Raw genomic sequence first — 23,627 nt, 5'->3', positions numbered from 1 at the left:
TTAATTTGGGTTACTACTAGGTTTAATGTGGAGCTTATGCAAATATAAAAAATTATATGTAGTTAACGTGTTGATTTTCATAGTATTTTAGTGTCGTTTTATCGTATTTATTTTAAATCATTCAATTTGTTCCTATAGAAAACGTTTATATTTGCTTTTTTATATATAAATGAAACATAAAAACACCATAAGCTATTTGCTTATTTTATTAGGAGGAAGCATTGCTATTTATGTTAATGCGAACGAAAACCAGAGTGTTTTACTTTTGGTTTTAGGGATTTTTACTTTAATGTCTGGTTTGTTTATGCTTAATGCTAAACTATCAAGTAATAAACCTAAAAATGATTATGAAATTAAAGACGAAGAAGAATGAGCTTTAAAATTGGTGATTACGTATATGTTTTAGACGAAGCACTTTCTGGTGTGGTTATAAAAATTTCAAATTCTGAAATTACAATTGAAGATCAAGATGGTTTTGAGTTGTCTTTTAGTGCTCATGAAATTGTTAAAAAAGAAGGCGATAGTCTTAGAAAAAGCGCTTTTAGTAGTAAGAGTATAAATCAAGTGCTTTCAGAAAAAGAATCGAATAAAAAAAGAACACTACCTAAAGTAAAACCTAAAGAACGCTTTCAGCCAACAATGGAAGTCGATTTGCATTTACATCATTTGGTGAAATCTGAAAGAAACATGACTAGTCATGATAAAAAACTAATTCAGTTAGATACAGCAAAACATAAGTTAGAGTTCGCCATGCAAAAAAAAATACAAAAAATTGTATTTATTCACGGTGTTGGTGAAGGCACACTAAAAATGGAGTTAGAGTACCTTTTTAAGCGTTATAATAACGTGAAGTTTTACGACGCCGATTACAAAAAATACGGACAAGGAGCTACAGAGGTTTATATCTATCAAAACATTAAACCACACGACTAAGTTTTAAAATGATGGTGTTACAGTTCTAGAACTTGTAGTTGTTTTAGTCCCAAACTCAATAAAGTCTTGTGATAAAATTGATAAAGTAATATTAGAAATCGTTAGTTCTAATACAAAACTTTGTTTTATTGTGTGAGATCTATACGAAAGTGTTCCTGCATCATTGCTACTTACATCAGGATTTAAATAATCAGGACCAACACTAGGATCTGTAATATCATCTGTAGGATCTAAGTCTGGAGTAAGAAAGCCTTCTTCATTTATTGTTAAAACACCATCAGCATCATCGTCTGGGTCTAAATAATTTGGGAGATTGTCTCCATTTACAAAATTAGCATCTGTATTTAAAACTAAGTTTAGTTCATCTAATGTTGTAATAGTTTGAGATTCAATTTCTGTTTTTGTTAATACATTATCACCATCATCGTCAGCATCTAAAAAATTTGGTATACCATCACCATCAGTATCATCATTATAATAATCACCGTCACCATCTAAATCTTCAAATTCTGCAGGAATACCATCATTATCATCTTCTATTAATTCTATGATAAACGTTGCAGCACCTTCATCTGATGTATAATCGTTTGTAATGGCTAGATTAGAAGGAGGAATATCGCTACAAAATACATTGTCTGTAACAGTATTAGCATATGTTCTGTAATTAAAAACGTTTGTAGAACTAATTGCAAAAGATGGATTATTGTTTACTAAAACTTTTAAGTAGGGATTAGTAGGATCTGTTTCTGTTTCTATTAAATCGGCAAGTGTTGTATTTAGTTTTATAGAAAGCGTTTCGCTTGGATCTGTTTTTATTTTATAACAAACTAAATCACCACAGGTTTCAAAAGTATCTCCAAAACTTAGTTCAGCAGTAATAACATCACCATCATCACAACTTGTAAAAAGAAAAGCTAAGGCTAAAAAAGAAAAAATAATTCTCATATATTATAGATTATGCAACAAAAATAACAGAATTGCGTAAATGATAACGCTGCTTATGGTAATTAATTTTATTTGGCTTATTTTTGTTGGCTTGTAATGGTTGTTTTTCCTTTTAAAAATCAGTAGTTACAAGGATTAGCAATAAGTATTAAAGTTTTCCCAAAAAAATGAAGCAAGTATATTTTGATAGTGCAGCAACTACGCAAATAAGAACTGAAGTTGTAGAGAAAATGACTACAGTTATGCATGAGTGCTATGGTAATGCATCTTCTACGCATAGTTTTGGACGTACCTCTAAATCTATGGTTGAGAGTGCTAGAAAAACAGTAGCAAAGCAACTTAATTGTTCGGCTTCAGAGATTATTTTTACTTCTGGAGGAACAGAAGCAGATAACCTTGCGCTTAGAAGTGCTGTTAGAGATTTGGGTGTAAAAACAATTATTACTTCGCGTATAGAACACCATGCTGTTTTATATACTGTAAATCAATTAGAACTTGAATATGGTATAAACATTGCGTTTGTAGATTTGGAAGACGATGGACATATAAATTATGCACATCTTGAAGAGTTACTACTTTCTCCAGAAAAGAAAATGGTAAGCCTAATGCATGTTAATAATGAGATTGGAAACATTTTAGATATTAAACGTGTTGGTGAATTATGTAAAGCGAATAATGCTTTATTTCATAGTGATACTGTACAATCTGTTGGACATTACGAATTAGATTTACAAGACATAAACATTGATTTTTTAGCTGTTAGTGCACATAAATTTCATGGACCAAAAGGTGTTGGTTTTGCTTTTATTAGAAAACACTCGGGTATCAAACCATTAATTTTTGGTGGAGAGCAGGAGCGTGGTGCAAGAGCAGGAACAGAATCGGTACACAATATTGTTGGTTTGGAAGAAGCATTAAAAATAACTTATGCTAATTTAACCGAAGAACGTGCATATATCACTTCTTTAAAAGAGTATTTTATAAAGTCTATAACTGAAGCTTTTCCAGGAGCAATTTTTAATGGAAGTTCGGGAGATTTAGAAAAAAGCACATACACGGTTGTTAATGTTTGTTTACCAATTGCAGCAGAAAAAGCACCAATATTACTATTTCAATTAGACTTAAAAGGTATTGCTTGTTCTAGAGGTAGTGCTTGCCAAAGTGGTAGTAGTAAAGGTTCTCATGTATTGTCGCAAATACTATGTGATGACGATATGCAGAAGCCTTCTCTTAGGTTTTCATTTTGTAAATATAACACTATAACAGAAATTGATTATGTTGTAGCTGTTTTAAAAGACTTTATGTAATTTAGCTTTATGATAAACTATTCTACTTATTTACATAAAACAGCAACAGAGTGGGTGACTTTTGTTCACGGAGCAGGAGGAAGCTCTTCTATTTGGTTTAAGCAAATAAGAAGTTTTGGTGCACAGTTTAATGTTTTAGTTTTAGATTTAAGAGGTCATGGTAACTCAAAGCCAGCTCTAAAAGATGCATTTAATTCTAAATATACTTTCGATTCTATTACTAATGATATTGTAGAAGTTATAGACCATTTAAAGATTGAAAAAAGCCATTTTGTAGGTATTTCTTTAGGTACAATTTTAATACGAAATCTTGCTGAAAAGCATCCCGAACGTGTACAGAGTATGATTATGGGAGGCGCGATTATGAAATTGAATTTCCGTTCTCAAGTATTAATAAAACTAGGTGTTGTTTTTAAATCTGTAGTACCTTATATGTTACTTTATAAGTTTTTTGCGTTTATTATTATGCCACGTAAAAACCATAAAAAGTCACGTTCGTTGTTTGTAAATGAAGCAAAAAAACTTTACCAAAAAGAGTTTGTACGTTGGTTTAAACTTACATCGGAAATAAATCCATTATTACGTTTTTTTAGAGCTAAAGATATAAAAATACCAACCCTATATGTTATGGGAGAGCAGGATCATCTGTTTTTACCATCTATAAGAAATATAGTAGCTAAACACATTAAATCTACTTTATTAGTAATAGAAGATTGTGGGCATGTTGTAAATGTAGACCAGTCTGAAACGTTTAATATCCAGAGTATTAAATTTATAAATAGTTTGGCTTAATAAGTGAACCTATTTTAAAAATTAGTAACTCTGTTTAAATTTATTTTCTACCGAAAAGTTAATTAAATTCATAAAATTATCGTGTACACCAAGTGTAGTCTCTAATTTTAATTGATTAATAATTTCTTTAATACGTTTAGCATCGAACTGTAAGTCTGGAATAGAAATATAGTTTTTAAACAATTGACCAATCGTTTTATAATATAGAGCTTCAAAGCTATTAAGATCTAATGGCATTTGGTCTATATACTCGTAATTATTTATTTGAAAAGATTCAAGCACTTTCCCAACATAGTCCTTGTGTAAAACCTGTTTTGGATTTACAATATTTAATTCTTTAATTTCAGGATGTTCAACAGCATACAATATCGCTTTAGATACAAAATCTACAGGTACTATATTTAGTCCACTTTCTTTATCAATCCATATTCTAAACGCATCTTTAAATTTCTTAGAATATTTATCTAAAAACATTGGCCATGAATAGAAAACATCATATTTAGGTGTTTCAAAAAAGGGCTTATCTATTAGTCTGCCACAAATAATACTTGGTCTTAAAATTTGAGAAGAAATATTAATTTCTTCACACTTTTTAATAACATATTGTTCGGTTTCGAATTTAGACTGCTCGTAAGGATTTCTAAAACTACTAACGTTATATTTAGAAATACTATCGTTTACTACTTCGTTTTGAATACCAAAAGAGTAGGCTGTACTTATGTATATAAATCGGTTTACACTCTCTGGAAGATTTTCTAAAAGTTGTTTCGTCGCAACATAATTTTGCTCGTGTACTACAGTTTTAGAATTTGTTGCGTGAGACAAATTAGTAGAACCAGCACAGTGTATAATTGTAGAAAAATTAAAAGCCTGAAGTGTCTCTTTTTTTATACTTACAAGGTCTTCTGCTATTATTGTAATTTTCTCTAGACATTGCTCTAAACTGTAATTGTTTAGATAATCTGGTTTTGTAGCATTATTTAATACATTTATTAAGCGCTCTTTTGCAGGAATATGACTATCTCTAATAACTAAGTATAAATGATCTTGAGAATTACTAATAAAGGTTTGTTTAAGCCAATCGAATATTACGTGACTTCCAACAATTCCAGTTCCTCCGGTAAGTAAACAATTCATAATTTCCTTTTAAATAAATTAGGCACGAAGATACTATATTTAGTGTTGCTGTAGTATTTCTATTTGTTCTAATATTTTTTGCGCCTCAAGTTGTTTTGCATCCTTTTCATTTTCATTTAAAGAAGACACTTTATTACATTGTTCTAATGTTTTTTTGTAAGAATCTTGCAGTGTATCGAGCTTACTTTTAAATATACGAAACATAGTTTTTTTCTACAAAGATAAAATCTTGTCATTTATATACTTTTAAGCTTTTGTTAAAACACAAAGATTAAATTGTTTAACCAAAGAATACTGAATGTAGATAACGTCCTGGCATAAAAGTAAACGCACCAGCTATAATTAATGCACCAAAGTAGAGTAATATCATTTTACGTTTATGGGCTTTTATATTTCCTTTTTTAATGGCTGTATATGCCGTTGGAACAGTATAAAGTGTTAAAAAGCTAAAGAGATGTATCCATCCAAAATGATTAAAAAGTGTAGGTCCAACTGCAGCTGGCATAAAAAGAGTTACCACAGCAGTAAACAGCATAAGCACCATATATATTCTACCCAATACTTTGTGTAATCTCGTTCCTTTTTTTAGGACAAGACTTATGGTTCCTATAATAAATGCAGGAAGTACAGTAAACAAATGCAAAAACATTAAAATTTTGTAAGACATATTTCGTAATTTAATTAATTACTCAAATATCATTAACTCATTTATTGTTTGCATTTATAAAAGGATGAATTGTCGTATTATGGTTACCAAATGTATGTTAGTGATTATTAACAATTCCAAAATAAATTTTAAGATGATAGGTAGGTTAAACTATAGCCATTTTTTACGTTTAAAATAATACAACATACCTAAGAAAATAATAATCATTACAACCCAAAGTATTTGATAACTATATTTATAATGCAATTCTGGAATGTTTTCAAAATTCATTCCATAAATACCAGCAATAAAAGTTAACGGTATAAAAATGGTTGCAATAATGGTTAATACTTTCATGACTTCGTTCATGCGATTACTAATGGTAGTCATGTACATATCCATTAATCCCCAAATCATTTCACGATAGATATCTATAGTGTCTGACACTTGTATAATATGATCGTAAACATCACTAAAATAGTGTAGTGTTTTTTCTTCAATAAGTCTACTATCACTTTTATCGATACGATTTATAATTTCGCGTAGCGGAAAAATGGCACGTCTTACTTTTAATACTTCACGTTTAAGTCCTTGTATTTCTGAACTAATCTCGTCTTTAGTTAACCCTTCGAATAAATTATCTTCAAGATCTTCAATTTTATTGCCCATTGTTTCAATAATGGCATAATAATGATCTACTACAGAATCTATTAAAGCATACAACAAATAATCTGAGCCTAAACCGCGAATACGACCTTTGCTTTGGCGAATACGTTCTCGTAAAGAGTCGAACACATCACCTTCAGCTTCTTGAAGCGATAGCACATAATTTTCGCCTAAAATAAAACTAACTTGCTCAGATATAATATTTTCATCAGCATCATAATACATCATTTTTAAAACAATAAATATGTAGTCTTCATATTCATCAATTTTCGGGCGTTGATTTGTGCTTACAATATCTTCTAAGACTAATGGGTGTAAGTTATAGTGTGCTCCAAGTTTTTCAATTTCATCAATATGGTTTAAACCATTAAGATTAATCCATGTTACAGTACCAGAAGATTTAAACTGAAAAGCTTCTTCTACAGATTTTAATTCTTTTTCTACAAAAGTATCTTTATTGTAGTCGAAAGATTCTATAAATAATTGTGAAGATTCTTTGGTACCACTATAAATTAACGCTCCTGGAACCTGTCCAACTTGTTTTTTATAATTTTGAGTACGTTTTTTAGGTTTTCTCTTAGCCATAGTTTAATAGTTAGTGGAAATCGCCAAAATCTTCTATGGCATCTTTCTCAAGTAAAGTTACTGCTTTTTGAAGAATTAAATTATTTGGATAGGTAACCAAATCTCCATTATCCATTCTAAGATGTAATTGGAAAGCACGAATATCTTCTATTACTGCTTCAATAGGAAAATCTTTATCATGGATTTTTATTTTATCTCCTACTTTATATGGGAAAGAAAAAAACATAATAATTCCTGAAGTGACATTGCTTAAAATAGACCAAATGGCAAATAAACCAACACCAATGACAGCAAATACAGAAGAGAATACAATTGAAATTTCATCTAATTCTACACCAACAATAAAAGCTTCTATAAATAGAAATATAATTAAAAGCGTAACAGTAAAGTATCTAGAGATTAATCTTATACGAGCTTCATTTATAGCACTTTTAACACCAATTTTTCTAATGGCAATTTTACCTATTATTCTAATGATAAGAAATACAGATAATAGAATTACTGTATTTATAAGTTCTGGTTCAAATTTGTTTAAAAACATTAAATAAGATTTTAAATAGAAATAAGATACTGGTTATTGTAATAAAAGCGTTTCTCTTAGCACTTCATCTTTCTTACTTTTTTTACTCCAGTAAGCAGATTTTATTGTTTTTAATCTTGTTGCTTTAGTAATATCACCATTTATATTTTCTTCCCAATCTAATATCTCGTAAGGGAATTCTGGATTAAAGTTAATACTAAGTTTACGCTTTAAACTTGGGTAATTAAGAGTATAGTTTCCTGTGCTTAATGTAGCAGAAGCTTCGTATGCCTTTAAAGGATCGTGTTTTAAACGCACAAACTCTAAAGATGGAATAATGTTAATTTTTCCTGTTGGAAGACTTTTAGGATCAATACGTAATTGTGTCCAAAGTTCGTTTTCTAAACTGTTTTTATCTAAAGCGAAATTACTATCTGCTTGATTTTCGAAATAGGAGTGAGAGTCTATTTCAAACTGCTTGCGGTTATTTAATTGCGTGTAAACATGCCCACACCATTCTTGTATAGAACAACTAACTTTTATTGCATGTTGATTATTTGCAACAGGATAAAAAGTACTCTGCATAATAGAATACGGATAAATACCAGTGGTGAAGTTTTTGGTTCTATTTAGCTTTAAAATATTTATATTAGAAGGGTTACTGTTGTCTGCTTTAACTTGTTTATCGGCTAAAAAAGGTTCTGTTACATAAATTAGAACGGCTGTCCCATTTCTTGTCTCTCCATAACGAGATTGCTCAAGATTATAAGACGAAATTTCTGCTTCACCAGCATACCAGTAATCGTTAAAGCTTTTGTTAGGTTGAAAGGCTTTAGCTTTAGGACTCGTTATTATTTCAGTTTCAACTTTAGAATAGTCTAAGTTTTTTGATTCTTTATTAGTACAAGAAGATAGTATTAATGCAAAAACAGCAACTAAACATGCAAGGATTTTATTTTTTATAATCATGTTTTTTTTACAAAATTACAATACTAATAATCGTCGGCAATAATATTTAACGTTTCGTAAAGCAAGTGTGTTGGTAAACCCATAACATTAAAATAGGATCCTTCCATACTAATAACACCTACTTGTCCAATCCATTCTTGAATACCATAAGCACCAGCTTTATCTAAAGGAGAATATGTTGTAATATAATGCCAAAGTTCTTTGTCTGTAAATGCTTTAAAAGTAACCTTTGTAACGGCATTTACTGTTTTTTTATAAGCTTTTGTGCGTATACAAATAGACGTAATAACTTCATGAGTATCGTTACTTAAAGACTTTAACATAGCAAATGCCTCGTCATTATCCTTTGGCTTCCCTAAAGCGGTGTCTTTATGCCAAACTATTGTATCGCTTGTAACTAGGATATCTTTATCTGTTAGTTCTTTAATAAAAGGTAGAGATTTTAATTCGGCTAAATAGTCACTAATTTGATAATGGGTTAATTCTGGCGGATAAATTTCTTCAATATCTTTTAATCTTATTTCGAAGTCTAAGCCTAAATTTTTAAAAAAGTCTTGACGTCTAGGTGAGCCAGAAGCCAATATAATATGTCTGTTCTTAAGTTTTTCGTTTAGCATAATTATAGTATTATTCTGTAAAGTGCCATCGATAACATTCCTGTAATCATAACTATTTTAAGCATAAAACTAATGTGTTTAAAATGGTTATTGGTTTCTGCAGTAAACATTTTAATAGCAATGTAAATTAACGGTCCAACAACAGTGATTAGAAAATAAGCTATTGCTGCAACATGCATATATAAGAAAGTAGTTATGTAGTATATAATTATAGCAATAGTTATTAAAGTTAAGCCCATTGTTACTTTAGAAGTTCGTGCTTTACCAAATAAAATAGGTAAGGTTTGCATACCAACTTTGTGGTCTCCATCTACATCTTGAATGTCTTTTACTATTTCACGTATAAAATTAATTAGAAAGGCAAAAATGGCAAAATCTGTTAATATCTCAAGCATTGTAGATTGTACCGTTTCGTTTTCAATAGTCATGGCAGGAATAAGCTCAAAAATTCCAACAATTAGTAAACTAAGCGCTACTAATATTGACACTATAATATTACCAGCAACGGCAATTTGTTTTAAATAAGAAGCATACACATAAAGTGCTGCTGCAATAATTACAAAGAGCCCAAAAAATGGAGGTCTACCAACTTTGTGAGACAGATAGAAACCTATACAAACACCTATAAAAGTAAATAGTATGTATAATTTGTTTGCAGAACTCTCAGTTATTTTTTTGCCTACAATTACTTTATTTGGCTTGTTTATGGTATCTGTTTCAATATCATAAATATCATTAATAATATAACCACCAGCTGCAATAGCCAGAGTTGCAATTATTAATAAAAAGAAATTTAACGGACTTAAAGTCAAGTCCATTGCAAAAGCAGGAAATAGTGCGTATTTAACTAATAGTTGCACAACGGTAATCATTAATAAATTTTTCCAACGGATTAGATTTAGTAAATTCAAAGTTTATCTATGGTATTAATGTTAGTCTATTTTTTTTGTCTACTTAAATAGAATACTAAATTGAAGCATCAAAATAAGTATTCCAATCGTTTTTCACTTTTAAAACCTGTTCAATAACATCGCGAACACTACCTTTTCCACCATTTATATGCGAAATATAATTTGAAACTTGTTTCACTTCCTGTACAGCATCTTGTGGGCAAGTAGCTAAACCTACTAATTCCATAACAGGAATATCAGGAATGTCGTCTCCCATATATAACACGTTTTCTGGCTTTATATTTTTATCTGAAATATATTTATTGAATTGTTCTATCTTATTATGTGCACCTAAAAACACATCTAAAACACCTAAGTTTTCTAAACGTTTTTTAACACCTTCGTTTGTTCCTCCAGAAATAATACAAACGTTATAGCCTTTGTTTAATGCTTGTTTTAAAGCATAACCATCTTTAACGTTCATGGTTCTTAACATGTCTCCAGTTTCTGTTATAGTAAGAGAGCCGTCTGTTAATACGCCATCAACATCAAAAATAAAGGTGTTGATGTTTACTAAATACTCTTTGTAACTTTTATCGTCTGCCATGTGTCTTTTTTATAGATTTGGTTAACAACTCGTAAACGGCTTTGTGTTGCTCATTTTCTAGTTGTTTTAAATGTCTTTTTATTGTTTTCTTATCGTCACGCATTGCTGGTCCAGTTTGCGCGAGATAAGGAGAAAGAGATTCTATTTTATTAGCGGTCTCTTTTATTAATGGTTTTAAAATGTCGAATTCTGCACCATTTTGTTCTGTAATTTCGTGTGCCATTCTATACAGCTGATTTGTAAAATTATTTACAAAAACTGCTGCCAAATGTAAAGCTTGACGTTGGTCACTATTTACCTTGTGGCTTTTACTACCAATAGCTTCGGCTAATTTTTTAAGAATTGGTAAATCGACCTTTTTTAAGGCTTCAATACAAATAGGAACATCGGTGAAATCGAGATCTGCAGCTTTAGAAAACGTTTGTAAAGGGTAAAAAACACCTCGTTTTTGTTTCATATCTACAGCATACAAACTTGTGCTACCAGATGTATGGACAACTAATCTGTCTTCAAAAGGGAGTTGCATAGATAAATCTTCTATGGCATCATCACTAACTGCTAGAATATAAATATCTGCTAGAACCAACGACGATAAATCATCTGTTACTTCAACTTTATTTTTATACTTATCAATCGTCTTTAAACTACGATTATACCATTGTTTTATTTCTACTTCTTCCGAAGCATGAAAAGCTTTAAATAGGTGAGTGGCTACATTTCCTGCGCCTAAAAGTACTACTGAAATCATTCGGCTAAAATAAGTAACCAAACGCTTAAAAAAAAGATGATAATAGTATCTTTGTAAACAATGGAGAAAAAAGATATAAACACTCGAGAAGATTTAGCGTTATTGGTAGATTCATTTTATGTAAAAATAAGAAATGATGAAACTTTAGGACCTATTTTTAATAATGCAATTAACGATTGGGAAAAACACCTAAATCATTTAACCACATTTTGGGAATCTAGTTTATTTTTTTCTAGAAAATTAGAGCATAAATATATAGGCAATCCGCTTGAAGTGCATGCAAAAGTTGATAAGGACAATAATAATGGTATTACCGAACTTCATTTTGGGATTTGGTTAAATTATTGGATTCAAACTATAGACGAATTATTTGAAGGAGATGTAGCTGAAAACGCAAAACGTCGTGCTAGAAAAATGGGCTCATTTTTATACTTAAAAATTTTTGAAGCGCGCGCTAAAGATTTATCGTAATTTTAACAGTAATTCCTCATTTATCCGATAACTAAAACAAACAAAAAGGATTATATTTGCACGAGCTAAACAGAGCCTTGATATGATGCAAAATAAACTCACGAAAATCCTTTTTTCTACTCGTTTAACAGCCACTTTATTTATTCTTTTTGCTGCTGCCATGATTGTTGGTACTTTTATGGATGCAGGACAAGAAACTTCTCCAACACCTTATTCTCGAACCTTAATTTATAACACGTGGTGGTTTGAAGCAATTATGGTATTTTTTGTCATTAATTTTCTTGGAAATATTTTTAGATTCCGTTTGTATAAAAAAGCAAAATGGGCAACATTAATACTCCATTTAGCTTTCGTTTTTATTCTTTTAGGTGCTTTTATTACGCGTTATATAGGGTATGAAGGGATGATGCCAATTCAAGAAGGTGAAACAGAAAACACTTTTTTATCTCAAAAAACATATGTTCAAGTATTAGTAAATGGAGATTATAAAATTAATGATGTCCCACAACGTTTACGTATAGAAAAGGAAGTTGATTTCTCTGAAAGACTAAACAACTCTTTAGAGTTTAATACAACATACGATACTACACCTGTTTCTGTGTCTTTAGAAAAATTTGTTTCTAGTGCAGAAAAAGATATCATTCCAAGTGAAAATGGTGAAGAATATCTAAAAATAGTAGAAGCAGGAGATAACGGTCCTCACAATCATTATTTAAAATCTGGTGAAGATCAACTGATTCACAACATTATTTTTACTTTAAATAACCCTAAAAAAGGAGCTATTAATATTGTAGATGGTGAAAACGGAATAACTATAGACTCTCCTTTTGAAGGTGAATACCTTAAAATGGCTACAATGGCAGAAGGTAAGTTGGTTAAAGACAGCGTACAGCCATTAGTGCTACGTGCTAGATATGTTATTGGAAAAATGCAAATGGTGTTTCCTAAGCCAGTAATTAAAGGTGAATTTGATATTGTAAAAAAATCTAAATTATTTAAAGGTGATGAAGATGGTATCGTATTAAAGGTCTCTGCAAATGGTGAAACAAAAAAAGTAAACTTACTTGGTGGTATGGGTACTACAAACCAATGGGAAAGATTAGAAATTGGAGGTTTAGACTTAGATTTTAGATTTGGAGCTAAGCTTTTAGAATTACCATTTAGTATAAAATTAAATGATTTTGTTGCAGATAAATATCCTGGAACTAAAAACAGTTATTCTGCTTTTTCAAGTGCAATTACAGTAAATGATGCACAAGAAGGTGATTTTGATTATAAGATTTTTATGAATAATGTTTTAGATCACAGAGGTTACCGCTTCTTTCAAGCTGGTTTCGATAATAATGAAACATTAACCAGACTCTCTGTTAATCATGATTATTGGGGAACTTGGTTTACATACTTAGGTTATATGTTGCTTTATTTTGGTATGATGGCTATCTTGTTTGATAAAAACACACGTTTTGCCGATTTAAAACGTGCATTAGATAAAGTAAAAGACAAGAAATCTGAGATTATTTCTATTCTATTAGTATGTTTTTCTCTTACAGGTTTTGCTCAAGAACAACACTCTGCAGACGATGGTCACGACCATTCTCAACACGCAGTAGTTCAACAAGAGCAAACAAAGGTTAATGTAGTAGAACATGACGAATACACTTACGAAGAAAATAAAGCTGCAGTAGATTCTATTTTACGTGCCAATATAGTACCAAAAGAACAAGCCGATAAGTTTGGTCGTTTGGTTATACAAGATGTTGGAGGACGTATGATGCCTGTTAATACTTATGCCTCTGAATTTTTAAGAAAGTTAAGTAAAAGTGATACTTACGAAGGTTTTAGTGCCGATCAAATTTTTCTTTCGGTACAAGAGAGTCCTGCATTTTGGTACAACGTACCAATTATCTATTTAAAAGCTAAAAAAGACGATTCTTTAAGAAGTATTATAGGCGTAGATAAATCTGTTGGTTATGCTACTTTGGGTAATTTCTTTACGGGTAATGGAGATTACAAATTAGCACCATACTTAGACGAAGCATACAAAGCAATAGCGCCTAATGGATATCAAAAAGAATTTCGTGAAGCAGACCAGCGTGTAAACTTGCTTCATAATACAGTACAAGGTAATTCGCTTAAAATATTTCCTATTCCAGAAGACGAAAACAACAAATGGATTTCTTCTAACGAGTATAGAAAAGAGCATTATAAGGAACAAATAAAAGATACTATTTACCAGAGTTTTGTAAACCAAAGTTTTAACCTTTATTTATACCGTTTAAATAATGCAAAGCAATCTGGTGATTTTTCTGAAGCTGATAAAATTTTAGAAGCTTTTAAAAGAAATCAAGTTAAGCTAGGAAGTGAAGTCATGCTTAGCGAAGAAAAAATTAATACAGAAATTTTATACAATAAGTACGATATCTTTAAAAATCTACATTACGCTTACATGTTGTTTGGAGCAATACTATTTGTATTATTAATCGTCCAAATTTTTAAAGACAAAAGCAAGTTTCTTAAGCTATTAATAGTAACGCTTAAAATATTAATATTACTATCGTTTATAGCACATACAATAGGTTTAATTTTACGTTGGTATATTTCAGGACACGCACCATGGAGTGATGGTTACGAATCTATGATTTATGTAGCTTGGGCAACAATGTTATTTGGATTAATGCTTTCTAGTACATCAAATAGAAGTTTAGCTACCGTTTATTCTAGTTTAATTAGTGGAAAACATTCTTCTAATTTAACTACAGCAGCAGGAGCGTTTGTAACGTCTATGTTGTTAATGGTTGCGCATTTAAGTTGGATGGATCCTGCAATTGCAAATCTACCTCCAGTTTTAGATAGTTATTGGTTAATGATACATGTTGCGGTAATTGTGGCAAGTTATGGCCCGTTTACTTTATCTATGATTTTAGGAGTAACAGTTCTAGTATTAATGCTATTAACGAACAAAGAAAATAAGGAGAAAATGCTCTTAAACATAAAAGAGCTTACCATTATTAACGAAATGTCTTTAACTGTTGGTCTAGTAATGTTAACCATTGGAAACTTTCTTGGTGGAATGTGGGCAAACGAAAGTTGGGGACGTTATTGGGGCTGGGACCCAAAAGAAACATGGGCACTTATTAGTATAATGGTTTATGCCTTTGTAATACACGCACGTTTAGTACCTGGTTTACGTGGTAGATGGTTTTTTAACTTGATGTCAATTATAGCTTTAGGATTTATAATTTTCACTTATTTTGGTGTAAATTTCTATTTATCTGGATTACATTCTTATCAATCTGGACAGGATTTAAGTTATAAGTACATTGGAGTAGCAGTTGTTCTCATAACTATATTAGCTGTTTCTTCTTATAGAATGTATGCTAAATATTATAAGAAATAGGTTTATAACATTATCTAAGATTTAGTATGTCAACATTTTTTAAAGAGTTCAAAGAGTTTGCTGTAAAAGGTAACATGATGGACATGGCAATTGGTATTATTATTGGAGCATCCTTTAATAAAGTTATAGATGTCTTAGTAAAAAAGGTATTAATGCCACCTTTATCTTTATTAACTGATGGTATTAACCTTCAAGATAAAAAAATTGTTCTTAGAGAAGGAACTTTTGATGAAACTAGAAAAGTAATAGCAGACGAAGTCGTTATGCAATATGGTGCTTTAGCAGAAGCTTTTATGGATTTTATAATTATTGGTATTACTGTGTTTCTTGTTGTAAAAGCAATGAATAGATTACGCGATAAATCTCACGATGCTAAAGATAAAACAGTTAAAACACCAAAAGATATTCAATTACTTACAGATTTAAATGAGCTAATGGCTGAGCAAAACAAATTGCTTAAATCACAGCTTAATAATAAGGCATAAAAAAACAGCGTATGTAGTGGAATCCATACGCTGTTTAATTTCTAATTGGCTATAAAATTATAGCTTAATTAGTGTTTTGTGTAAGTTAATATCATTTAGAACATCATTTGTAAATTTATAATGACCTTTTGTAGTTATAATTCTAAATCGGTGATCATTCATTCTACTTAACACATCTAAAAAACGCCATTTAGATTTTAATAAACGCGGTTTGTCGCTTTTTAAACTAATTTCAAAATAGTATTTCCTAGTACGCTTAGTAGCTGTTATATCTGGAGTAATCTTAACATCACCATCTTGTTTAACGTAAGATTTTGGACTTTCATAACCTTCTACATCTGCTTTTATATTTTCGAAACCTAAGTTTCTTAAATAATTAACCGATTCTTTAATAAATGCTGTATTTTCTTTTTTTTCTGTCTGTATCATAATACTTCTAATATACAAATAGAGGTTTTAGTTTTGCGTTAAGACCTTGTTAAACCATTGGTTTTTAACTTATTTTAAGAATAATAATATTGTTTATAGATAAGTACTAAAACTTAAAAGCAACAATTACTATCTTTACGTTATGAGTAAAAATAAATTAGGTTTAAATACCATTTGTACACATGTTGGAGAAATTAAAGACGAACAATTTAAAGGCGCAGTATCTCCAATTTATTTAGCAAGCTCTTATGAGTTTATAGATATGGATGTAAAACGTTATCCACGTTCTTTTAATACACCAAATCAAGAATATTTGTCAAAAAAAATTGCAGCTTTAGAGCGTAAGGAAATGGCAATGATTTTTGGGTCAGGTATGGCAGCTTTAAGTCATATGTTTTTAGCCTTCCTAAAATCTGGTGATCATATTGTCGTTCAAAATACTTTGTATGGTGGTACAAGTAATTTTATACGAGAGGAATTTCCTAAATTTAATATAGAATTTACCTTTACAAACGGTTATAGCGTAGCAGATTTTGAAGCAGCAATTCAACCAAATACCAAGTTAATACATTTAGAAACACCTTCCAATCCTTTGTTAACCATTACAGATATTAAAGCTGTAGCAGATTTAGCAAAAGCACATAAAATACTTACAAGTATCGATAATACATTTGCAAGTCCAGTAAACCAAACACCTGGAGATTTTGGTATAGATTTAATTATGCACTCTGCAACCAAGTATTTTGGTGGACATAGCGATATTTGTGCAGGAGCGGTTACAGGCTCTAAAGAACACATGGATCGCATATGGAATGTATCTAAAAACCTTGGAGGTAGTTTAAGCGATTTCACAGTATGGATGCTAGAGCGTAGCATGAAAACTATGGGACTTCGTGTTAAAAAACAAACTAAAAATGCGGGTAAAATGGCTAAATGGTTAGAGAAAAACGATGCCATTAAAAAGGTCTATTACCCAGGTTTAAAAAAACATCCAGAACATGAACTTGCGAAAGCGCAAATGCATGGTTTTGGAGCGATGCTTTCTTTTGAATTAGTAGATGGATTAGATTCAGAAAAATTTCAAAAAGCATTAAAACTAATTAAAGCTTCTCTAAGTCTAGCAGGAGTAGAAAGCACTGTTGTAAGTCCTTCTCAAACATCTCATTCATTGTTAAGTCAAGCAGAAAGGGATGCCGTAGGAATAAGCGATGGTTTAATTAGGTTTTCACTAGGAATAGAATCAATAAAAGATTTAAAAATGGATATACAACAAGCAATAAACACATTATAAAATTTTGCATAAAAAAAACAAACATAAAGAGGATTACAATTTTGATAAACTAATTGAGGTTTCACCAGAATTAAAAGCTCATGTTTTCGTTAATAAATACGAAAAACAAACTATCGATTTTGCAGATGCTAAAGCCGTAAAAGCATTAAATACAGCGTTATTAAAAGAACATTATAATATAGAGTATTGGCAGTTTCCAGACACTAATTTATGTCCTCCAATTCCTGGTCGTGTAGATTACATACATCATATTGCAGACCTTTTAAAAAAATCTAAGATTAGTAAAGATATTACTGTTTTAGATATTGGTACAGGAGCATCATGTATTTATCCGTTACTTGGTAATGCTGAGTATAACTGGAAATTTGTGGCTACAGACGCTAATAAAAAGTCTATCGCTTACGCTGAAAAAATAATTATTAAGAATAAACTTAAAAAGGAGATTCAGTTAAAGCACCAACCTGTTGCAGAAAGTATTTTTAAAGGTGTTATAAGTTCAAATGATAAATTTTCTGTATCCATTTGTAATCCTCCATTTTTTAAAGACGAAGCTGAAGCTTTTGAAGCTACAACACGAAAATTAAAAGGTTTAGGCAAGCTTACAGATGCAGTAACAAGAAATTTTGCGGGCCAAGCACACGAATTGTGTTTTAAAGGCGGAGAGAAGGCCTTTTTACATACTTATCTTTACGAAAGTTCTTTATTTAAGACACAATGTTTCTGGTATACTAGTTTAGTATCTAGTAAAGATAATATTAAGTCTATGAAGAAATCTTTAGCAAAATTAGGCGCAACTACTGTTAAAGTAATAGAAATGAGTCAAGGTAATAAAAAGAGTAGAGTAGTAGCTTGGACCTTTTTAACAGAGAAGGAACAACAAGATTGGATAAATAAATAATTAAAGCGATTTCCACTTTTGTGGAATGAAAAATAAATTTTCTATGAAATTAGATATACTAGCTTTTGGAGCACATCCAGACGATATAGAACTAGGAGCAGGAGGAACTATTGCAAAAGCAATTGCCGACGGTAAAAAAGTAGGCGTAATAGATTTAACAAAAGGCGAGTTAGGTACTCGAGGTACAGCAGAAACACGAAAAGCAGAAGCAGCAAATGCAGCTGAGATTTTAGGCTTGTCTATTAGAGAGAACTTAGGTTTTGCAGATGGCTTTTTCACTAATGATAAAGAGCATCAATTAGAAATAATTAAAATGCTTAGAAAATACCAACCTGAGATTGTGCTTTGTAATGCTATTGACGATAGACATATTGATCACGGAAAAGGAAGTAAGCTAGTAAGCGATGCTTGTTTTTTAAGCGGATTAATTAAAATTGAAACAAAGCTTGATGGTGTAATTCAAGAAAAATGGAGACCAAAGCATGTTTATCATTATATACAATGGAAGAATATTGAACCAGATTTTGTAGTCGATATTTCTAATTTTATGGAAATTAAGCAAAAATCTGTAGATGCCTACCAGACTCAATTCTTTAATAGTAAAAGTAATGAGCCAGAAACACCAATAACAAGTAAAAGCTTTATTGATAGCGTTAATTATAGAGCTAAAGACTTAGGTCGCTTAGTTGGAGTGGATTACGCCGAAGGTTTTACTGTAGAGCGCTATATTGCTGTTGATAGCTTGTTTGATCTAAAATAAAAAATCAAAAAAAAATTAAAAATTTTAATAAAAAACTTTGTAGTAAAAGGGATTTAATTTACATTTGCACACGCATTACAAAAATGTGTTTAAATGGTGATTGTAGCTCAGTTGGTTAGAGCATCGGTTTGTGGTACCGAGGGTCGCGGGTTCGAATCCCGTCTTTCACCCAAAAGCAAAAAGCTTCTCAGAAATGAGAAGCTTTTTTTGTTACTAAAGTTAGGTGTTTGCTCTAAATGTTTAATTAAATATTAGATAGGTTAAGTGGAGTATTGGATTCATTTAATATTAATTCTTATGATCTTTCAATCCTTAATTCAGTAGATATTTTTTTAATTAATACTTTATATCGATTTAGTTATTTTTCTCTTGTTTTAATGCCTTATTTTTAGTCAATATCTCAACTTCTATCCAAAATCGATTTTTAATTATTGTAGCACTGTCACAATCATTATATTCTAGTAGATTTCTATTTAAATGATATGTTATAAGACTTAGTTCAGATATTTTTAATTCTATATTTTTAAACTTTGATAGACTAATATTAATTACATCTTTGTCTTTTCAATTTATCTTATAAAGATGAATTTTATTTTGATAACTAAAAAAGCCTTTCAAAATTAATTGAAAGGCTTTTTTATATCTATTGTTTACGTTCAAAAACTATTCTGTCGCTTTATCTACTGTAATTCTAGCATCTCTATTAGCTAACTCCCATGCAGTATAAAATACTAAACGTGTTCTATTCTCTAATAAATCGTATTCAATTTTATCTGGTGTATCTCCTGGTTGGTGATAGTCGTCATGAGTACCATTGAAATAGAAAATTACTGGAACATTGTTTTTAGCAAAGTTGTAATGGTCACTTCTGTAATAATAACGGTTTGGATCGTTTTCGTCGTTAAACGTGTAATCTAAATCTATGTTCATGTACTTAGTGTTCATAGCTTCAGAAATATTGTGTAACTCTGTACTTAATTTATCACTTCCAATTAAGTATAAGTAATTTCTGTTTTTCTTTTCACGTTTAGGATCTAAACGCCCAATCATATCAATGTTTAAGTTTGCTACAGTATTTGCTAGTGGAAAAATAGGATCATTATCTGTATAATGTCTAGAACCTAAAAGTCCTTTTTCTTCTCCTGTTACGTTAAGAAAAACAATAGAACGTTTTGGTCCATTACCTTCTTTTTTAGCTTTAGCAAAAGCCTCAGCTATTTCTAATACAGCTACAGTTCCAGAACCATCATCGTCTGCACCATTATATACTTCTCCGTCTTTAATACCTTCGTGGTCTAAATGCGCAGAAATAACAATGTACTCGTTTGGTTTTTCACTTCCTTTAATAAATGCGGCTACGTTTTCTGAACTTATTTTTTCAGAATTATTTTTATAAGTAATATTTACATCAGAATTTATAGACATTGACTTCTCGTTAGTGTCAATATCGCTAACTAAGGCTTTTGCTAAATCTGTATTAATTAACATGTACATCATGTCTTCTGCACCACCTGCTAAATTCATTCTTCCGCTTGAGCGACCAAAACGATTGGCAGCCATAGCGTATACTTCTGGAGCATAAAATAAAAGTGCTTTAGCTCCTTTGTTTTTTGCGGCTTCTTGCTTTGATGCAAATGCTTGACGCATATTAGACCATTTAGAGCTTTTGTCTGTTCCAGTAATAACAAAGTTACCATCTGCATTTTTTGGTTCTCCTGAACGAATAACAACAATTTTTCCTTTTACGTCTAAACCTTCGTAATTAGAATAGTTTTCGTCGTCTATACCATAACCAGCAAAAACAATATCTTTTGTATTTATAGTTGCATCTTTAGAAGAGCCTACAGATACATAATCGTCTATGTTTTTATAAGATTTTCCGTTGATACTTAATTGTACATCCGGAGTTGCTATAATTTCTAATGGTACATCTTGAAAATAGTTACCATCGCTTTTTGCTGCAGGTATTCCATCTTCTATGTAATGCTTTTTAATAAATTCTACAGCCATTTTCTGACCTTCTTTACCAGTCTCACGACCTTCGAATTCATCTCCAGCATAAATATAAAGAGCAGTCTTTAAATCTTGAGAAGTAATAGTTTCTGCATATTTTGTTGGATCTGCAGGTGCTTTAGTGGTTGTTGTAGCATCCTTGCTTTTAGAAGAGCCACATGCTGCTAATACTACTGTAATAGCAAAAAGTGAAAGTAATTTTTTCATTTAATAGTGTAAAGGTTTGATTAAGAAGTAAAAATACGTGAAAAAATATTGTCTTTAATATTTGTTGTATTTTTTTTAACAGCTTTAAATCTCCTCATTATGGGTTAAAAAATGAGTTCTATTAGCCAATTGCCATGCTGTTGCAAAAATTAGTTTTGTGCGTTTAGCCAATAACGGATAGTTTATTTTTTCATGAGTATCAGTAGGTTTGTGGTAATCTTGATGCTCTCCATTAAAGTAAAAAATTACAGGAATATTTTGTTTTGCAAAATTGTAATGGTCACTTCTATAATAATATCTATTTCTATCGTTCTCAGCATTATATTTATAATCTAATTCTAAATTAGTGAATGCCTCGTTTGTTTTAGAAGAAATGTATTGTAATTCTTTACTAATTCTATCTGCTCCAATTATGTAAATGTAATTTGGGTTGTTTTCGTGTCTTTCGTCAACACGCCCAATCATATCTATATTAAGGTTTGCAATGGTTTTGTTTAATTCGAAAATAGGATTTTCTACATAAAACTTAGAACCTTGTAATCCTATTTCTTCGGCGGTAAGATGTAAAAATAAAATGCTTCTTTTAGGTGAGTGACCTTGTAGTTCTGCAAGTTTAAAAGCTTCAGCAATTTCTGTTATAGCCATAGACCCAGAGCCATTATCGTCTGCACCAAAATGAATACTGTCATTTTCGACACCTAGATGGTCTAAATGTCCAGATATAATTAAGACTTCTTCTGGTTTCTCGCTACCTTTTATATAAGCTAACACGTTCTCAGACGTGCCAATTCCTTCTGGTAAAAAATCTGCGGGTATAGTTTGGTAATAAGTAGAATCGTTAACTGCAGGTGCAATAGCTTTCGATTTATAGAATTTTTTTAGATAATCGGTTGCTTTTTTCTGACCTTCTTTTCCGGTACCACGACCTTGAAATTCTTCAGAAGCAAATACTGCTAATCTACTTTTTAAATCGGTAGCAGTTATAGAATTTGAATATTCTATAATAAGTTCACTGTCTTTTATTTTAACACTGTTTTCTAAATTTTCAATTTTAGTGCTATATTTAGTTTCTGCGCATGAACCAACGATTGCAAACGCAGAAACTATAAGTAAGAATTTCATTTTAAATAAATTTGTATATCAAATATATAGATAAATTCTTACAAGTATTTAGAAATTATTCAGAAATATCAATATCATTCAATTCCTCAATTGCATCTTCCTCAGAGTCTTGAGCACGTTGTTCAAGTTGTTCTGTATCTCCAACTTCTGTAGTTGCAGTAACAGATTTGTAAGTCGTTAATGCTAAAGAAATGATGGTTAATAAGAATATAAGTTGAATGGTGTGTTTAGGTTTGTTTGTCTCACGCGTTTTAATAAATGCTATTATTCCAAATATTAATGCTGCGATTGCTGGAAAATAAGCAAAGTTAGATAAAGGTAAAACCGATAAAATAACTGCAAAAATGGCGCTTATTAATCCTAAAATAATAAATAGTAATCTCATAATTTTTTAATTTTTTAAACCTGTTGCGCTTTTAATTTTTAATTCTCCACTGCCTATTGCTACTTTAAATTTAGCATAAACAGGAATTTTATTTTCGTCTGCAGTTAACCAAACAAAATTATCGTTCCCTTTTAAAGCATTATTGTTGATAAGGTTGATACGTAATTTATAACATTCTTTTTTACCTAATGCAGTGTTAATAGTCTCTTTTGCAGCATAAGTAAACCTAAATCTCATCTCTTTATTGTCAAACAATACTTGAAAAGTATCACTATCTCCAACACTAGCTTTTTTAATGTCTAAAGTTCTTAAATGGTAAATAGTTGTTACAATATCTTTAGTACCACTACTAATTTTTACTGTTTCGTTTTTATCCCAAAAACCAGAAGCAAAGTTTTTACTTTTTTTTCTAATTAAACTTTTTACAGTTCTTGTTTTATGGTTAAAGTTGTATTTAACAAATTTATAATGTCCGCCTTCGTTAATATCGCGCTTGTATAAATATGGTGTTAATGTTTTTGGATTAACATAACTCTCGTAAAGATCTCTAATTTTAAAAAAATTATCCCATTTACTATAGGTAGTTGCTTTAGTTTTTAAGCGTAATAAGGTTCCGCTTTTTGTTTTTACATCACTTGTTGCCATTGTTACTTCTGCAAAATCCGTCATTAATCCAGACATGCTATAACCAGCAGTAAAAGTAAGGTTTTCACCTCCTTTAAATGCATTGTTTTGAGCGCTTGTTAATACAGAAAAACTAAGTGCTAAGAGTATAAAAAAATGTTTCATAAATATTATTTAAGTTTC

The 23,627-nt window shown here is 30.6% G+C and carries 26 protein-coding genes and 1 tRNA gene; 11 read left to right on the top strand and 16 right to left on the bottom strand.

The genetic code is table 11. The annotated features are described in order from the left end of the window. Positions 1 to 169: 169 nt before the first annotated feature. Complete coding sequence (locus Q0935_RS02755; RefSeq protein WP_299382147.1) at positions 170 to 373, top strand: hypothetical protein; 204 nt, start codon at positions 170 to 172, stop codon at positions 371 to 373. Beyond that, positions 370 to 933 (top strand): Smr/MutS family protein, encoded by a 564-nt coding sequence (locus Q0935_RS02750; protein WP_055436837.1) that lies wholly within the window; start codon positions 370 to 372, stop codon positions 931 to 933. The genes Q0935_RS02755 and Q0935_RS02750 overlap by 4 nt, the downstream gene beginning before the upstream one ends. Positions 934 to 936: 3 nt before the next feature. On the opposite strand, the gene Q0935_RS02745 is transcribed toward Q0935_RS02750, so the two are convergent. After that, a complete protein-coding gene (locus tag Q0935_RS02745) occupies positions 937 to 1,878 on the bottom strand; it encodes a hypothetical protein (RefSeq protein WP_299247152.1) in 942 nt (313 codons plus the stop codon). A gap of 167 nt (positions 1,879 to 2,045) precedes the next feature. Here Q0935_RS02745 and Q0935_RS02740 point away from each other — a divergent pair, with 167 nt between their 5' ends. Together Q0935_RS02740 and Q0935_RS02735 are read left to right on the top strand one after the other, a co-directional pair. After that, the gene (locus Q0935_RS02740) at positions 2,046 to 3,185 is read left to right on the top strand and encodes a cysteine desulfurase family protein (RefSeq protein WP_299382144.1); all 1,140 of its coding nucleotides are present in this window, start codon (positions 2,046 to 2,048) and stop codon (positions 3,183 to 3,185) included. Positions 3,186 to 3,194: 9 nt separating this feature from the next. Next, positions 3,195 to 3,977 carry an alpha/beta hydrolase gene (locus tag Q0935_RS02735; protein WP_299247156.1) on the top strand — a complete coding sequence of 261 codons (783 nt, stop codon included), beginning with the start codon at positions 3,195 to 3,197 and terminating at the stop codon, positions 3,975 to 3,977. A 21-nt stretch (positions 3,978 to 3,998) separates the two neighbouring features. Here Q0935_RS02735 and Q0935_RS02730 read toward each other — a convergent pair whose 3' ends face one another. The 10 genes from Q0935_RS02730 to Q0935_RS02685 all read right to left on the bottom strand — a co-directional run bounded on the left by Q0935_RS02730 (position 3,999) and on the right by Q0935_RS02685 (position 11,362). After that, positions 3,999 to 5,114, bottom strand: a complete 1,116-nt coding sequence (locus Q0935_RS02730; RefSeq protein WP_299382142.1) for an SDR family oxidoreductase — start codon at positions 5,112 to 5,114, stop codon at positions 3,999 to 4,001. Between the two features lie 39 nt (positions 5,115 to 5,153). Beyond that, positions 5,154 to 5,318 carry a Lacal_2735 family protein gene (locus Q0935_RS02725; RefSeq protein WP_299247160.1) on the bottom strand — a complete coding sequence of 55 codons (165 nt, stop codon included), beginning with the start codon at positions 5,316 to 5,318 and terminating at the stop codon, positions 5,154 to 5,156. A gap of 76 nt (positions 5,319 to 5,394) precedes the next feature. Then, positions 5,395 to 5,781, bottom strand: a complete 387-nt coding sequence (locus tag Q0935_RS02720; RefSeq protein ID WP_299247162.1) for a DUF2306 domain-containing protein — start codon at positions 5,779 to 5,781, stop codon at positions 5,395 to 5,397. Between the two features lie 150 nt (positions 5,782 to 5,931). Further along, complete coding sequence (corA, locus tag Q0935_RS02715) at positions 5,932 to 7,011, bottom strand: magnesium/cobalt transporter CorA (protein ID WP_299247163.1); 1,080 nt, start codon at positions 7,009 to 7,011, stop codon at positions 5,932 to 5,934. Positions 7,012 to 7,021: 10 nt separating this feature from the next. Then, the gene (locus Q0935_RS02710; protein WP_299382138.1) at positions 7,022 to 7,552 is read right to left on the bottom strand and encodes a mechanosensitive ion channel domain-containing protein; all 531 of its coding nucleotides are present in this window, start codon (positions 7,550 to 7,552) and stop codon (positions 7,022 to 7,024) included. A gap of 33 nt (positions 7,553 to 7,585) precedes the next feature. Further along, positions 7,586 to 8,500, bottom strand: coding sequence for a septum formation inhibitor Maf (locus Q0935_RS02705; protein ID WP_299382136.1), 915 nt, complete (start codon positions 8,498 to 8,500; stop codon positions 7,586 to 7,588). 23 nt (positions 8,501 to 8,523) lie between these two features. After that, positions 8,524 to 9,117 carry a Maf family nucleotide pyrophosphatase gene (locus tag Q0935_RS02700; RefSeq protein WP_299382133.1) on the bottom strand — a complete coding sequence of 198 codons (594 nt, stop codon included), beginning with the start codon at positions 9,115 to 9,117 and terminating at the stop codon, positions 8,524 to 8,526. A 2-nt stretch (positions 9,118 to 9,119) separates the two neighbouring features. Beyond that, a complete protein-coding gene (locus tag Q0935_RS02695) occupies positions 9,120 to 10,028 on the bottom strand; it encodes a geranylgeranylglycerol-phosphate geranylgeranyltransferase (protein WP_299382131.1) in 909 nt (302 codons plus the stop codon). Between the two features lie 55 nt (positions 10,029 to 10,083). Next, on the bottom strand, positions 10,084 to 10,614 hold the full coding sequence (locus Q0935_RS02690; RefSeq protein ID WP_299382129.1) for an HAD family hydrolase: 531 nt from the start codon (positions 10,612 to 10,614) through the stop codon (positions 10,084 to 10,086). Continuing rightward, entirely contained in the window at positions 10,601 to 11,362 is a 762-nt protein-coding gene (locus Q0935_RS02685) for a Rossmann-like and DUF2520 domain-containing protein (RefSeq protein ID WP_299382127.1), read from the bottom strand. The genes Q0935_RS02690 and Q0935_RS02685 overlap by 14 nt, the downstream gene beginning before the upstream one ends. Before the next feature lie 60 nt (positions 11,363 to 11,422). Here Q0935_RS02685 and Q0935_RS02680 point away from each other — a divergent pair, with 60 nt between their 5' ends. The 3 genes from Q0935_RS02680 (at position 11,423) to mscL (ending at position 15,715) form a co-directional block, all read left to right on the top strand. Further along, positions 11,423 to 11,833 (top strand): group III truncated hemoglobin, encoded by a 411-nt coding sequence (locus Q0935_RS02680; protein ID WP_299382125.1) that lies wholly within the window; start codon positions 11,423 to 11,425, stop codon positions 11,831 to 11,833. 82 nt (positions 11,834 to 11,915) lie between these two features. Further along, positions 11,916 to 15,230, top strand: a complete 3,315-nt coding sequence (ccsA, locus tag Q0935_RS02675) for a cytochrome c biogenesis protein CcsA (RefSeq protein ID WP_367275002.1) — start codon at positions 11,916 to 11,918, stop codon at positions 15,228 to 15,230. A gap of 26 nt (positions 15,231 to 15,256) precedes the next feature. Further along, the gene (mscL, locus tag Q0935_RS02670) at positions 15,257 to 15,715 is read left to right on the top strand and encodes a large conductance mechanosensitive channel protein MscL (protein ID WP_299382123.1); all 459 of its coding nucleotides are present in this window, start codon (positions 15,257 to 15,259) and stop codon (positions 15,713 to 15,715) included. Between the two features lie 57 nt (positions 15,716 to 15,772). Here mscL and Q0935_RS02665 read toward each other — a convergent pair whose 3' ends face one another. Continuing rightward, positions 15,773 to 16,144, bottom strand: a complete 372-nt coding sequence (locus Q0935_RS02665; RefSeq protein WP_299247180.1) for a hypothetical protein — start codon at positions 16,142 to 16,144, stop codon at positions 15,773 to 15,775. A 142-nt stretch (positions 16,145 to 16,286) separates the two neighbouring features. Here Q0935_RS02665 and Q0935_RS02660 point away from each other — a divergent pair, with 142 nt between their 5' ends. From Q0935_RS02660 to Q0935_RS02645, 4 genes are all read left to right on the top strand, one after another. Then, positions 16,287 to 17,435: a PLP-dependent aspartate aminotransferase family protein gene (locus Q0935_RS02660; protein ID WP_299382121.1), complete on the top strand. Its 1,149-nt coding sequence runs from the start codon at positions 16,287 to 16,289 to the stop codon at positions 17,433 to 17,435. 4 nt (positions 17,436 to 17,439) lie between these two features. Continuing rightward, positions 17,440 to 18,333 carry a 23S rRNA (adenine(1618)-N(6))-methyltransferase RlmF gene (gene rlmF / locus Q0935_RS02655; RefSeq protein ID WP_299382119.1) on the top strand — a complete coding sequence of 298 codons (894 nt, stop codon included), beginning with the start codon at positions 17,440 to 17,442 and terminating at the stop codon, positions 18,331 to 18,333. A gap of 43 nt (positions 18,334 to 18,376) precedes the next feature. Further along, positions 18,377 to 19,093 carry a bacillithiol biosynthesis deacetylase BshB1 gene (gene bshB1, locus Q0935_RS02650; RefSeq protein WP_299247186.1) on the top strand — a complete coding sequence of 239 codons (717 nt, stop codon included), beginning with the start codon at positions 18,377 to 18,379 and terminating at the stop codon, positions 19,091 to 19,093. 95 nt (positions 19,094 to 19,188) lie between these two features. Next, positions 19,189 to 19,264: transfer RNA gene (locus Q0935_RS02645), tRNA-His, on the top strand. A 492-nt stretch (positions 19,265 to 19,756) separates the two neighbouring features. Here the strand turns inward: Q0935_RS02645 and Q0935_RS02640 are convergent. The 4 genes from Q0935_RS02640 to Q0935_RS02625 form a co-directional block, all read right to left on the bottom strand. Then, entirely contained in the window at positions 19,757 to 21,313 is a 1,557-nt protein-coding gene (locus tag Q0935_RS02640) for a M28 family peptidase (RefSeq protein ID WP_299382116.1), read from the bottom strand. 84 nt (positions 21,314 to 21,397) lie between these two features. After that, positions 21,398 to 22,435: a M28 family peptidase gene (locus tag Q0935_RS02635; RefSeq protein WP_299382114.1), complete on the bottom strand. Its 1,038-nt coding sequence runs from the start codon at positions 22,433 to 22,435 to the stop codon at positions 21,398 to 21,400. A gap of 55 nt (positions 22,436 to 22,490) precedes the next feature. Next, positions 22,491 to 22,820, bottom strand: coding sequence for an FUSC family protein (locus Q0935_RS02630; RefSeq protein ID WP_299382112.1), 330 nt, complete (start codon positions 22,818 to 22,820; stop codon positions 22,491 to 22,493). A gap of 6 nt (positions 22,821 to 22,826) precedes the next feature. Beyond that, positions 22,827 to 23,609, bottom strand: coding sequence for a DUF3108 domain-containing protein (locus tag Q0935_RS02625; RefSeq protein ID WP_299382110.1), 783 nt, complete (start codon positions 23,607 to 23,609; stop codon positions 22,827 to 22,829). Between the last annotated feature and the right edge of the window lie 18 nt (positions 23,610 to 23,627).

Source organism: uncultured Lacinutrix sp. (genome assembly GCF_947500605.1).
In the GTDB taxonomy this organism is placed as follows: Bacteria; Bacteroidota; Bacteroidia; order Flavobacteriales; family Flavobacteriaceae; genus Lacinutrix.
Note: the sequence above shows the minus strand (reverse complement) of the source record. Positions and strands in the feature narration are given on the sequence as shown.